This window comes from Novipirellula aureliae (assembly GCF_007860185.1).
Classification (GTDB): domain Bacteria; phylum Planctomycetota; class Planctomycetia; order Pirellulales; family Pirellulaceae; genus Novipirellula_A; species Novipirellula_A aureliae.
Genome location: NZ_SJPY01000005.1, coordinates 218,391 through 232,136, shown reverse-complemented (window position 1 = coordinate 232,136; position 13,746 = coordinate 218,391). Strand labels below are relative to the sequence as shown.

6 protein-coding genes are annotated in these 13,746 nt (G+C 54.3%); all 6 read right to left on the bottom strand.

The genetic code is table 11. From position 1 onward, the window contains the following. Positions 1-13 precede the first annotated feature (13 nt). Positions 14-1,102 carry a hypothetical protein gene (locus tag Q31b_RS15760; RefSeq protein ID WP_146600641.1) on the bottom strand — a complete coding sequence of 363 codons (1,089 nt, stop codon included), beginning with the start codon at positions 1,100-1,102 and terminating at the stop codon, positions 14-16. Between the two features lie 45 nt (positions 1,103-1,147). Further along, complete coding sequence (gene brxL / locus Q31b_RS15755) at positions 1,148-3,211, bottom strand: BREX system Lon protease-like protein BrxL (RefSeq protein ID WP_197171634.1); 2,064 nt, start codon at positions 3,209-3,211, stop codon at positions 1,148-1,150. A 14-nt stretch (positions 3,212-3,225) separates the two neighbouring features. Continuing rightward, a complete protein-coding gene (pglZ, locus tag Q31b_RS15750; protein ID WP_146600640.1) occupies positions 3,226-5,691 on the bottom strand; it encodes a BREX-1 system phosphatase PglZ type B in 2,466 nt (821 codons plus the stop codon). A 292-nt stretch (positions 5,692-5,983) separates the two neighbouring features. Next, on the bottom strand, positions 5,984-7,309 hold the full coding sequence (locus Q31b_RS15745) for an RNA-binding domain-containing protein (protein WP_146600639.1): 1,326 nt from the start codon (positions 7,307-7,309) through the stop codon (positions 5,984-5,986). After that, entirely contained in the window at positions 7,302-10,118 is a 2,817-nt protein-coding gene (locus Q31b_RS15740) for a TrlF family AAA-like ATPase (protein ID WP_146600638.1), read from the bottom strand. Before Q31b_RS15740 ends, Q31b_RS15745 begins: the two co-directional genes overlap by 8 nt. After that, on the bottom strand, positions 10,115-13,696 hold the full coding sequence (locus tag Q31b_RS15735; RefSeq protein WP_146600637.1) for an Eco57I restriction-modification methylase domain-containing protein: 3,582 nt from the start codon (positions 13,694-13,696) through the stop codon (positions 10,115-10,117). The genes Q31b_RS15740 and Q31b_RS15735 overlap by 4 nt, the downstream gene beginning before the upstream one ends. Positions 13,697-13,746 lie beyond the last annotated feature (50 nt).

Genomic DNA, 13,746 nt, shown 5'->3' with positions numbered 1-13,746 from the left:
GTAGTCCAAATTCTTAGTTCGATTGTATCGGCGCTTGTCCGCACCATTCGAGTGCGGGGCTCGCCGGTGCCCTGTACCATGCTGGAACCTTTCCAGGTTCAACCAAGAGTGGCACGTACTCTATGTCGCAGGTTGGGTTCACTGCTTGCCTAAACCGATCAAGCACCTGCTCAGGATTCAGGTCAATTGCTCCAACTCGCCGAAGATTCCGATGCTTTTCACAAGCATTGCGCATCAACTGGGCTAAAAGTTCGTCGCTTGTGGGCAACGAGAAACCGAAGAGCAGGATTGATTCTGCCTCTTCTAACGCCGCGCGAGCTGCTTGCCACATCGTGCCAATCTGCGGAATTTCACCCAGATTCTTGCTCATGGTCGGGAAGACCATCACAGGCACACAGGCTTCCCCGCAGTACTCGCAGGCAATTTCACTAAATGGGGCACAACGACAATCGGCGTCAATACACTCCTTCGCACAGCAGCTTTCGCAAACACAACGACGCCACGCAATTGACCCATGCAATTTGATTAAGCTGCCGTGCCAGCGACGCCCCAGATCACGTCGAGTCTCGCCGCACGAACATGAAAACTGAAGAAGCCTACGCATTTTGCAGTGTGGACAATTGGCATTACGGCAATGGACTGTTCCAGTCCGTGCAGAGAGTATGCTTTCGGCAATGTTGTCGTAGTTCAGCGATATGTAGGACGTGTTGAAACCCGTGCGTGCGAGAAGATTGACTGCCCAATTCTCATCGTCCATTGAGATTTGGTCGGACAATCGAAACAGCGTATAGCGCCCGAGCTGATCTCTAAGCACTTGCAACTTGGGAATCCAATCCTCAAACCAACCGTCTAGCATGAGGGCGTTGGCGGTTCTCGCTTGCTCTAAAGTCAACAAAACACGCTCGACATTCGCGTCGGAGACAGTTGGGCATGAACGATCGCAGCCGACCTGAACCACGAACTTGTGAAGATCGGGATATTCCCGCTGGTTGAGCCTATCGAAGTAACCTTGCATCAACGGCGTACCGCCATCGGTAGCCGCATAGGAAAAACCTGCGCCCAAAACCACTAACGATGTGCCGTGGAAGTCCCAGTCGTCCATTATCACCCCCGCCGCTTGGCGTCTTAAGTCACAAAACGTAATGTATCAATCCAATAAACACTTAAAGAACGCGTCTTGAGCATCCTTGTAGAACTCAATGCTGATTTTGGTCCAGAGTTCGTCCGGCAGATCGTTGAGTTGCCGGCGGGCTGAGACTGGCATGAGCAGGGTTGCTGCTTGCTTTTCGATGGCGACTTCGGCGATGGCGACTGGGTTCGGAATCATCTCAACTGAGCCACCGAGGTTCAGCGATCCGACAATAATCATGCCGCCCTTTGTGCTGCGTTCCAACAAAGAGCTTGAAAGAGCGACGAGCACTGGCAAGCCTAGACCTACGCCGCTGTGGTCGTTGTCCATCGCTCGCATTTGGATGGAGAACTCGTGTGCTCGCGGGTCGCGATCCCCGACCAGTTGCTTACTCTGCGTGTAAAGGTTCTGTTCGCCGATCTTGACGCTTTCGCGAAAGCCGGGCGGTGTCGGAGTGTTCAGGATGCGGACGTTGCTACCGGGGCCGGATGTGACTTCCAGTCGGTACAGTCCGGGGCCGGACTCTTGCGATCCGGGGCTGATCGCCCAAACTTGGCCTGGTGGTAACGGGTCGCCGTCGATAGCGGCGTCGCTGTGAAGCTCCGGCGTTGCGACGAACTGTTCGACACCGTCGACGCCCATCGTGAAGCTAAAGTGCGTGTTACGGAACTCGCTCTTGAGACACTTCTTCTGTTGTTCTTTCACGCGCCGGCGTGATTCCAGCGCCAAGCGAACCAACAATTCGAGGTCTTCATCGGAGACTTCCATGTCAGGATCGGGAAATAGAAGTTTCAACAAACCGCTGATCGTTTTGTTGACCGCTTCAATGTCGCGGCCGCTCAGCGCGCCGCCGAAAAACACCCGATTCTGCAGCGTCGAGACGCGGCTAAGCATTCTCAGGTTCGTCCAGCATTCGCTTAGGAAGTCACTGACGAGGCCGAAGTGATTGGTGAGGTGCTCGTTCGGATTCAGCTTGGGGAAATCCCAGCCGGGCGCGAATGCATGAATACGGTCGTGGAAGGCCGTATCGTCGCGCATTTCCGCCGGCAGCGGGCTTAACAAATGGCCGATGCGTTGTTGCTGTTCGACGTCGACGTCGAAGTTTCCAACCATGACGATGCCGCCTTCGGCTCGGATGCTCTCTTTGCCTCGGCTGAATTCGCCGGACGCCATGTAGCCCTTCATGATGTTGACGCCGTCCTTTTGGTCGAAAGAGACGCCGGAGACTTCGTCGAAGCACACCACGTCGTACTGACAAACCAAACCGCGTTGGCCGCTGGCGTTGTTGACGAACATCTTCGCCACGGTGGCTTTGCCGCCCGAGATCAAATGGGAGTACGGCGAAATCTGCTGGAACAGGTGGCTCTTGCCGGTGCCGCGCGGTCCTAGTTCGACCAAGTTGTAATTGCGTTCGACAAATGGCACCATTCGCAGCAAGACGACATACTTCGCCCGATCCGATAGCGCGGTCGGTTCCAATCCGATTGAACGGACCATAAAGTCGATCCATTGCTCGGTCGAGTATTCGGCTCGTCCGCGTTTCAGTACATCCAGAATGTCTGACTTGGACATTTGAATCGGGCGCAGTGACGCGATCCGGAACGGCCTCCCGTTTTTCTCCTGGGCAACAACCGCGTCATACTCCAGCGTGATCTCGGCGTAGAAACCATCTGTCAGCATTCGCTCGTGATCGTCGACCAGCTTGTCATCAATCAGGGCATCCTTGATTGCCAGGCTAGGAATTTCGGCGTAGTAGCAATCCGACTTCGTGTCGAGTTTCGCCTTCACCACGTCGATCAGCTTCACTGATCCCTTGTCGCGAGCCTGTTTGATGAAGACCTCCTCTTGCCCGGTCTTCACCGTGCGGTTCTGCAATTGCTTTTCGACAATCTGCAGCCCCTCAGCAATTTCCTCTTCGTCGACCGTCGCGCAGTAGCGACCGAGCAAGAACTCGACCACGTAAGTTGGTACAGGGTATTGGCGGGCGTACTTTCGGACTAAGTCCTTACGAACCAAGTACCCGTCAAAGACGGACGCGGACATTTGATCCAGTCCGTCCATTTGCAATGTTGTTGCGTTCATATATTCATCCCTATTTATTCGCCACCAATGGTGGTGTTTTGTTTTGCAATTGTTTGGCCGGCATCGTTACACACGGTGACCGCGACGACCGATTCCAACAGGTCATCATCCTCCACAAACAGCGTGACTGTCTCGCTTCCGTCAAGCGGTTTGCCGCCCGCAGCGACCGAAGTTGCCGGATCATTAGGCTTGCTACGCAAATCCACGCTCAATCCAGCCGATGCCGGCGAGACCGAGATCCGACAACGCAGCCCCTTCCAATCGACTTTCGTGATCGAAACGTCCTGTCGCACAGGCTGGTTTTGCAGAGTCACCGACATGTCTGCGATCAAGCACTCCTGCAAACTGATGCCGCCGTGCGCGTACGCGTGACCAGCAGAGAAGCATCGGATGCCGGTGCCGGTGGCGAACTCGGCCGATTGGTTCCAATGCCACGTCGCCTTGGGGACATTCGGTTTCGATTCACCTTTGATCGTCGCACAGCGAGCCCATTTAGCTTCCGTCAAGTAATGCGGCAGATCTTCTTTCGGCAACCCACCTGGCATCAACAACCAACCGTGGTCCGTGATAACGCGAACTTCTCGCCAACCGGCATCGAGCAGTTCAGTTATTCGTTCGGCAATCAGTTCGACTTGCTCTGCCACCACCGATGCCAACTTGGCCTGCATGCTGTGACCGCGTTTGTCGATCTCACCAAACTCGCACCAACCACGCGCTTTAGCGGCAGCCGGATCGCCGACCTCACCCGCGCCGATGATCTGGTAGCCGTCTGTTTTCAACAACGAGTGCATACGAGCGAACGTCAGCGACTTTTCTGGATCGTCGGCCAACGAGGGGGCAAAGCTATCCGGCAGGCCCACACCGCGAACCTTGGCCGTTACCGGCGACACAGCGGGCTTGGCCGTTGCGGTCACCGATGGCAACGCAGACCACCGTCGCCGTGACGCGACCATCAAGCTGCGTTCAGACAGAGCCAGCGACAACCGCTGCGCCAGGTCGTAACGCAAACCGTCGGCAAACAGCAAGCAACATCCAACGTCCGCCGAAATAGATTCGTAAGAAGAAACCGTTCCATGTGAACCGAATGCGGTATTCTCGGGTCTGCCTCCGTAAACACCAGTTGCGCTGCGGCCCGCAGCTAGCGCCGTCGGCTCAGGCAAACGCTCCGATACACGATCGGTCAGTCGGGGCGGGTCACGCCATACTTCCTGTAATCGAGTTGCCGCCTGATCCAACCACGGCAAGTACAGCGCTCGCACCGCGGCGTGTACTGCCACAGCGTCGGCTGCCGTACGGATAGTCGCCATTGCCGCGAGAGCCGCATCATCGACCAAGTAACCGCCGTCCGCGTACAGCTTCGCCAAGTCCTCGGGCGAATCGCCTCCGAGTGCCGTTTGCGTCCGCTCGGCCAGGTGCCCTAGATGTTCCAAGGCTAGTGCAAGCGGAGCTTGGTCTAATCGAGCCCAAACCCATGACCTCCGAAAACCATGAGCCTGTTCCAACTTTGCGATCGCCTCACTAGCATGCGTTGCATTGACGCCATCCAACGCAGCCAAAGCGGTGCGAAGCGACGCTTCCTCCGTTTCATTTTCGTCCGGCCATGTTTCTTTCTCGTAAGCGATTCGGTTGGTCGGCTTGGCTCGGCGAAGCAGATTCGGAATACCAGGGTATGTCTTGGGGGATTCACAGTAGCGTCCCCACAGCCCCTCCCAAACATTCGTTTCCTGCATGCCGAGTTTTTCGGCGGCCACCAGTTCGCCATCGGTATCCGGATCGAATCCATAATCCTCGCGGCATCGGTTACAGAAGGCATGCCACGTGCCACCCTCGCTATCGACGCCGCCCATCTCTTCACGCACTACCAATGGGTCACTCATCCAACGCAACAGGTCACGCGGATGGTCACCGATCATCAGCTTGTCAAAATCTTCCGCCTCCAGTCTCCGGCCCGTTAAACGGGATACCGGCGTATCGGCCAAAACCGACAAGGAAGCCATCATCGAAAGCTTGGTGTGGCTGTCGCCAGCGACATCCAGCCCAAGTCCCGGCGCGTCCTTGCTGACCAACATTGCTTCGACCGACCAATCGCGACCGTTTTTTTGTGTCCACACCGCACCGCGATACAACAGCTCGACCAAGGGCTGCAGTTGCAACGGACATTCGGTTCCGGCACGTAATGTTTGCCGGCTGACCAAGGGCAGATAGACGATGGGCGTCAATCCTTCGGGAATCTCAACCTCAGGCAACTGCCGAGCAATCGCACATTTCAACCAGATCGCCGGGCCAGTTCGCTTATCGCTGTCGTATTCACCATGAACAAGCAACTGCGGTAATCGCGCACACAGGGTTTCGACCAACGGCAACCATTCGCCTTTTGCATCTGTCCACAAGATCGCAACCGGTGGAACCTCGCCGGCGGAGTGCTTTGAACCATCAAGAAGCGAATCACACAGTGATTCGAGCATCGTGTCGCCACTCATATCTGATCCCCCTGAGCCGACGTCGCGAGCCGCGGGACTCTATCGCTGTCCTCGTATGCAAGGCTCTCCCCTATCGCCTTCGGATCAATTGCATATGCGAACAGAAGCCATCCAATCCGGACAAGTGAGGACACCTTGCAACCGAAAAACCTCGCTAAAATCGAGAACATCGCCGATTCTGCGGACGACGCGGCGAATGGGCGCGGCCATAGTGCGGCCACGATGCGGTAATAAATGACGAGACAGGCAGCAATCGAGAGTCCTCGGCCAGATACGTATGATTCCTTTGAATTCACTCTGCATCCTCCGATTCGACTTTGGCAGCAGTGCTTGATACTACATGTTCGGTGTCTGAGTTTGGATTTGCAGCGAAGATCGTTAGCAACAACTCGCCGTCGCCGATCATTTCGTAGGTCGGCCGCTGACCTGACAAATTCTCGCTACGCAATAGAATTTGATTTACGCCCTCACCTCGCCGGTCCATCATGAATTGACGAGGTGAATCAAAATCACGAAGTGTAATATCAACGGGCGTCCTAGCCAGCAAGCTTGTGATCGCTTCATTGCGGGTCGCCTGTCGTACGGGGAGTGCCTCAACGTCCATCGAATTCGCTAAATCGCCAGGGACGTGAAGCCGAAGCCGATCTGCGAATAGATGCAAGCGGATCTTAGATCCATGCATCGAATAATCCCGATGCGATACCGCGTTGACGATCGCTTCAAAAACTGCCGTCAGATCGTATTGGGGCAGATTGGATCGACCCAGATCTTTCGATCCTGAAATGGTCATGTTGTTGTCAACGAATGCGACAGCATCCCTGACTTGTTGGTCGACTGATCCAATGAAGTCTTTCGCATCGCGTTGGTAATTCTCAAGATCAAGAAAAGCCGTCTCGAAGTCTCCTCGGTACGCCACCGCCTGAATGAACGCATTGGGAAGAAATTCAGTCGGACCCGGCGTTCCAAGTAGGATGCCCGTCACAGTCGCCCGCTCGATGCCTTCTGAATCGGGCCGAAGCATTGCTAGCTTGTTCGCAAATGTAGCAAAATGACTGTCAGACAACGCCGACCGGTATCTTTCAACAAGCGATTGGTCAAGTGTCGATAACGAGGTTCCCGGAACAGTTTGTTCATCGAACCGAATCAAACGAGCCTGACTACGCTGCTGCATCAATCGCGCTAAGTAGTCAGGGCTAATCTCTCGCTTGCTACTTCCTACACGCACCCAGTATCTGCCTTTGCAACGATGAACGAAAAGGCTTTTCGGGATGTCGATACGTATGATCGAGCGATCAATCCCTTGGGAGTCCGGTAGTCGAACCTTGCGAACCGAAGCGATCAGCGGCGGTTCGAGCTTGTCATTCAAGAGATCGCGGACAATGGTCTCAGCATCGTCCAAATTTAGTTCAGGGATGCCAAGGATCTCTTTACGAACGTCATCGACGCCCAAGACAATGACACCCCCATCTGCATTTGCCATCGCTGCAATTTCGGCAGCCAAATCATCAACCTTGGGAGCTTTCCATTTAGCTCCCGAATATTGAACTTCCTTCAGCTCGAGACGACTGTCTTCACCAAGTTCGATCGCTTGGAGTAACTGGCGGGGGGATTCAAACATGACGACCTCCATTGCTCGGTGCCGGCAACATGATGCGTTTGTAGCGTTTCTGGAAAGCTTGCCGTCCTCCTTCCATCACATCGCAGACTTCAGCGCGAACTCTCGGTTCTTGCAAACTTCCACTTCGTTGTGGATGCACTCTGCATTGTCCGGTTGTCGCATCCATAGCAAGCACCAACTCGGCATCACCGTTGACCACGATATTCGGGTTGTGCGTTGCGGTGATTATCTGCCGTTGACTCTTCTTTTCGCGAATCTGCTGGACAATCAGGTCATAAATGAGATGGTTGTCCAAATCATCTTCGGGTTGATCTAGCAGGATCGGACAGGTCTCGTTGGACAGCAGAAAGGCAAGAATTGCAGCGGATCGTTGCCCAGGCGAACCCTGTTCAATCGGCATCCAGCGATTTCTCGAACGATCATGGCAGTACTCGACTTTCAGCACGTCGTCAGGAAACCAAAGCAGAACGTTATCGAGCTGTTCGGGCGACAGTTTTGCCATCCGTTTCGCGAAACTCTGTGTGCAATACTCTTTGGAATCGCCTCCGACGGCCATTTCCTCAACACCGCTCTTCAACTCGAAAAGACGCTCATCCAAGACGCGGCTTCGCTCTTCCTGTTCCGTGGGCAGGGCGGTAAAGAGATGGCCAATTGCTCCGGTATAGTTTTCGTTACCTAAAATGTCTCGCTCGAATCCCTGATCACATCCTACGCGACGTCTAAACTCCGTCTCGCACGCATCCGCCGTCGCCCCAAAGGGAACGACGCTGGCTCTGACAAACTGGTTGTCAGCGAGTGTGTCCCGCAGAAACTCAATTCTTCGCTGCGAGATTTCCCGTCGGTGCCCTGCTATCTCACGCAGGCAGTCCCTTGATTCCACCTGAATCTCGGCCAGTCTTTTCTCCGATTCGCCAATCTGCTTTAGCTCTCCTTCAATTAGCGCTCGTTGCTGGACCAACTTCCGGTATTGGTTGGGGTCTTGAACTCCCGCTTCAGTTAATTCAGAAACCACGGCTTCATATCGCTCATCGACACGCTTTTTCGTGGTCGCCCAGGCAGTCGAGCTAAGCTCACTTCGCCACTGAATCGCGAACGCTTGCAAGTCATCAGCGATCGCGCGAAGCGACGCTGCGGCAGCCTGCTGTTTCGCAACTGCTTCCTCAATTAGTTTGACGGCGCTCGCATCACTTTGAACATCACGATCGAACTGTTCCTCGTCAAAATCGTTCGGAGCTACTTCTTCGACCAACCCTCGAATGGATTCCTCCAGCCGGCCAACATCCTCAATCTGGTCGTCTAGGATTCGTTCCTGGCGGCCCCGTCTCTGATAGTCCAGCAACACCTGCCTGTTGTCACCTTCCTCAAAGACCTTCAATTGGATGTTGACATCTCCCAATTCACCCAGCAGTCTTTGTTTCGGCTGAATTTTAGAATCCAATTCACGTTGGTCATTTCGTAGCCGCTTGAACTTCGCATGCAACTGAGAACGTTTCTCCCGCCAGTCGTTCAGTCGCAATCCTTCCGACTGATCAATGAGGTTAGTAAGTGCATGGGGGTCACGTGAAATTTCATATACCTCCTTCTGCGAAAGCACGCGGACACGGAATCGTTGACGAACATCGCCGTCATCTAGCTCCCAAACATCCGGCGCAGTTTCTCGCTCGATTTTTGTTTCGCCACTAGTCGTGGTCCAGGTCAGCCGGAAACGTGCGGCGTTCTTCAGAACGATTGCACTGATTGATGTGTCCTCTAGTAGCAAACCCCGCTTGTCTTTTTCCGGAGCAATACGCTGAAATTCGGCAAACTCAGACTGCATGTCCTTTGGTAAGTCACCAACTCGGTCGAACAGAATGCGAAGACTGTCGATGATGGTCGACTTGCCCGATCCACGACCTCCGATCAGCGCCGTCAACCAAGGCGAAAGGGGAGTCGTCATGGCTCCGCTACTTCGCCCCATAAGCTTCAGGTTGTTGATGGCAACGGACTCGATGATCGGTGTTGCGTGAGCATTTGGATCAGCGTCCGTTTCTCCCCGAACGATCGACGTGCCGTTACCGTCATGCAAAGCAAGTTGCAAACCCTCAAATGAAGGCTCGCCCATCTTGACCCAGGTGAAATGTTGACCGGGCAGACGCTCGCCTCGAAAGTTGTGGCAATCCGATCCGACCACTACGGCAAGCTCTGATCGAAGATCGTTCCAAAGCCCAGGCGGCTGCCAGTTTGGATCGCGAATTTCAACCGCGTCGAAGCAGTTGCATTCCCAGATTTGCCGGATCGTCTGTGAGTCTCCGCTAACCTGGCCGGTCTCACTCGCCGCAAATAGCCCATTGTCGATGTCGACATGTGCCGGAATGCAAATACCGCCACGATCACGAATGATTTTGACAACGTCCTGACACGACTTCTCAGTGCGGACTTGAGGGTCACCCTTGAGTCCCATGTACCCGCACACCGCCAGTAACTCATGAATCGAATCTGTGGTGGTTAACGGCGAGAATATTCCAAGAATATGAAATCCCTGGTTCACCGAAATCTCGACACCTGGGAAAAGGGTCAGAGACCGGAACCATTCAGGTGGGTTTTCTTCCAGTTTTCGGTATTCAGCGGCCAGCTTGTCTACCCATCCCGCACCGTTGTGATCGGTGACGGCGATACAGTCGATTTTGGCCTCCATGTATTTACGTAACCAAGCAGATGGTGACAGTTCATCTGCACCGGCAAGTGAATGCCACGGTGTATCCGTCGAAAACGGCGTGTGGGTATGGAAGTCGAATTTCCACCAACGGCTGCCAATGATTTCAGTCATCATTTGTCTCTTGTGTTTGAATGTTGAGGTCTGGTGGCCGCAGCACGACGCGCTGCTTGTTTGAACGCATTGGTGTAATGACAGTCATTCCATCGGACGCCGTCGAATTCGTCGCCTCCCGTGAAGTCAGTGGTCTTCTCATCCCAACTCCAGAACCAGGGGTATTCTTCGATGGGACGTTCGGGCTCCTTGCCGCGGTCCTTGGTCCACTTGATCTTTGGCTTCACTCGAAAGACGCCGGCATCCTTTGGGACGCCCGGCAAGTCCAAGGCCATGAAGGGTCGGATGTTGATGCGGACGCCGTCGTTGATGTCCGGTTCAAAGCCGATCGGTTGCTCATGGATCGGTTTCCAGCGAACGAACAGATCGTACGGCGGCTCACCCTCCAAAATCGCTTCAAGTCGCTTGAACAGCTCTTCGGCAGCCAGCAAGCGAGCCTCTGCGGCGGGCAACTCACGTTTCACTTCGTCTTTTTGACGTGTGATCCAGTCACCCAGGTAGCTGTACGTCAAACTCTCCAGCACCTTGCGGCCACCGGGTCCTGCCAGCTTGTGATAGTTCACCAACGCATGGAAACCGTCTTGCTTTCGACCATCATAAATGTGCCAAATGAATGGACGTTGACTGAAGGTCTCACAGTGCTCCTTGAAGAATCTGTTGCGCAGCCAATCATCCAGGTTCTCGTTCGTCGTGACATCGCACGCGGAAAGCAAACGAGCCAAACGATCGGCAGCGGCGTCTTCGCCGCGAACCGATGGAACGCAGACAATGCCGTCGTCGTCGATGAATGAATCGAGTTCGCTGCAACGAGCAACCAAAGCGCGCGCACGCTCACTCAGTCGCATTTCGGAATCGAGTTCCGCTGGCCAGCGATAGCCTAGCAATCGAGCAACGGCAACTTGCAGCGGTGATGTTGATTCGGATGGCCATCCGTGAAAGAGCCATTGTGTTGGATCGTCGGACTCAGGTGCAGGGAGACCAAGCGGAAAATCAGCACTAGCCTTCTTGCTCCAGTGATCTATATCGAATGGCACCAGAGCGAGTGTAGCACTGGTCACACTAACCTTCTGATCTATCTTCCTAACTGCCTCATGATACTCACGTGAGCTGGCAAAAGCCCATACTGCAGCAAGATGACTCTCGTCTTCTGGAACAAGCGTTGCAGTATTGTTGTCGAACGGCTCGCCGGTATAGAGCGTTGCTGGGAGATGACGCATCTGTCGTACCAGAACGCCATTTCGGCCCCACGCCTCTCTCCCATCCTTTCTTGCTCCAAGTAATTCGTCAATTGCTCCTTCACCGTTACACCACCTTAGGACATTGCTTCTCCCGCCGTAGAGCATTGTCGAGTCACATGACCCCATGAACCAGTCCCACTCCGGGCTCTTGGAATCGAATTCCCAAAACTTCAACTGCATTCGTAAGCTATCACCAGTTGTAAGTCCGTGGTACGCCTCAGCCGTATGACGAAGCAAACGAAACTTGCTTTGCTTAGCTATTACAAATCGCGAGTCGGGGTTTGCGCCAATCCCTGTTTGCGAAATAAGCGACGTCTTAGAATCTGATGTAAGACTGAACCCGTCTTCAGCAATCTCGTCACTAACCTCCGCGATATCATGTGAGCCTCTCAATAATGCGGCTTTTCCGTTTGGAGGCTTCACGCCGCCCGTATCCATTCCAGCGAAATGGCTGGTTTCGCTCGGCTGTGCTCGCGTGAATGTGATGAGTCCGGTAGTTGCAGCCCACCAATTCATGTCTCTAAACGCATTCGATCCCAACGTGATGATTGCGTTTAGTTCGACGGTCTTAATTAAGTGCTCACGTAGACGACGGTACGTTTTCAGGAAAAACCAATTTTGGGGTGTTACGAGACAACCCGTGCCACCGCGTTCGAGCAGGTCGATAACACGAAGTACACACGTGGTCGATAGGTCAGCCCGCCCAATCTTAAAAAACGCATCACTGTGCTCTTGAAGCGGGACATCCTGCTTCGCCCTGCCCAGGTAAGGTACGTTAGTAGCTACCAATGTGTAATTCTCCGACAATAAACTCACGGCGACTGCAAGACCTTTTGCCGCCAATCCCAGCTCGTGCGATTCCGGCTCGGTATTCGGATCGGCAGCGACTGCCGTCGCCAGCAATCCGTATAGAAACGCTGTTTGCTCATCGCTCAGCAAGAATGAATCGAGCGAACGCTTTGGATTTATCAAGCTTCCAAGCGTCGAAGCTTGACTGAACATTTCATAGAGCTGTCCCCAAAAAAAACCGAGCCCTTCTTGAGCTTCGGCAGGAAGTGTCTTTCTCTCAGCACTGCTAGATTCTGCCGTCGGTTCTTTTTTGAGCAACTTCATCCACTGCTCACGCGTGGCCCCGATCGACTGACCGACGTGGGCGATCGTCATTGATGGTAACTCGCGATAACTATCCATCTTCCACGCCGACAGCGCGACGTTGAACACCGCGATCTGAACACAGCGTTTGTCCAACTCCAAGCCGAACAGGTTGTCTTCCAAAACTGCGTCAATTGCAGCTGACAGACCAAGCGATTCTTCCCGCATCCGTAGCCGAGCCAGCAGCTCAAATGCAGCCACCAGAAAGTGCCCGCTGCCGCAACACGGATCAAGGACTTTCAACTCCGCCGCAGCCCGAGGCCAACCCTCTAGCGTTCCGCCCATCGGCCGCCATGGTCCGTCGCCATCCTCTGATTCGCCGTCAGTTTCTTGCGACTCACGAACGAATCGTAGGTACTCGAACTCATATCCACCTGCCTCGGTCAGCGCCACGGCTCGGCGAAGCTCATCTTCATCATTGGCTGTTTTGGCTAGTTCTGGATTCTCCGCCAGTACCTTGCCGGCATGCCAAGCACCTAATGTGTTATGCAGCAGTGACATCACCATATAGTCTTCAGTGAAGAACTGAGTCACCGCCGGCAAAGTCGCAGCATTGATCTTCTCTTCCGACTTGTTCGCTCGCTCGTTGGCATCGTTCTGCCAAAACTGATAGACCCAGCCCAAGCTGTCGTCAGTACGGAAGACCTCCCTCGCCAACCCAGTATTGCTCTGTTCGCTCGCCGGTTCTTCGACCAGTTCGATCAAGGTACTCAAGACCTCCGGCGGCAACTTGACTTCCAGTACCGGATTGTCGGCTGGAAAGATGGCCGGTAAGGCAGCCTGAGCGAAACGACCCGCCAGTTCCCACTGGTGCGTACCCTCTTCGTGCGCCAGCTCCTCAACTTCCTCCAACGAAACCAACGCCTTCAGGTCAGGGTGCCACAAACAATCATTTTCAGCCAAGAAACGAGCGAACAGAATGCGATGCCAATGTTGATACGCACACTCTTCGACCAGCCGGTCGATCGACTGCACCCCTGAAGCGTCCCGGCGATCACCCAAGAACCGACCGTGAGCACGCAAGCGATTCCGCAGCTGAATCTGTTCCTCGGTCTTAACGTGATCGCCCCGCTTTGCCTCATGCACTGTCAACGATTCCAACGCCTGGCGAGCACCAAGCTCAGCCACCTTGCGCGCTTCAACAACCGCCTTTTCGAGTTTCCGTCTCAGTTCGCTAGAAAGTGATGCCATGAATTTCTTCGTCTTGCAGTGGGCCGCTTTTGATTTCGGCAGTCAGTGTC

Coding starts and splice junctions, on each gene's coding strand:
- brxL (WP_197171634.1), bottom strand. CDS start 3,211: ATGAACGCAACAACATTGCAAATGGACGGACTGGATCAAATGTCCGCG.
- Q31b_RS15735 (WP_146600637.1), bottom strand. CDS start 13,696: ATGGCATCACTTTCTAGCGAACTGAGACGGAAACTCGAAAAGGCGGTT.
- Q31b_RS15760 (WP_146600641.1), bottom strand. CDS start 1,102: ATGGACGACTGGGACTTCCACGGCACATCGTTAGTGGTTTTGGGCGCA.
- Q31b_RS15745 (WP_146600639.1), bottom strand. CDS start 7,309: ATGTTTGAATCCCCCCGCCAGTTACTCCAAGCGATCGAACTTGGTGAA.
- pglZ (WP_146600640.1), bottom strand. CDS start 5,691: ATGAGTGGCGACACGATGCTCGAATCACTGTGTGATTCGCTTCTTGAT.
- Q31b_RS15740 (WP_146600638.1), bottom strand. CDS start 10,118: ATGATGACTGAAATCATTGGCAGCCGTTGGTGGAAATTCGACTTCCAT.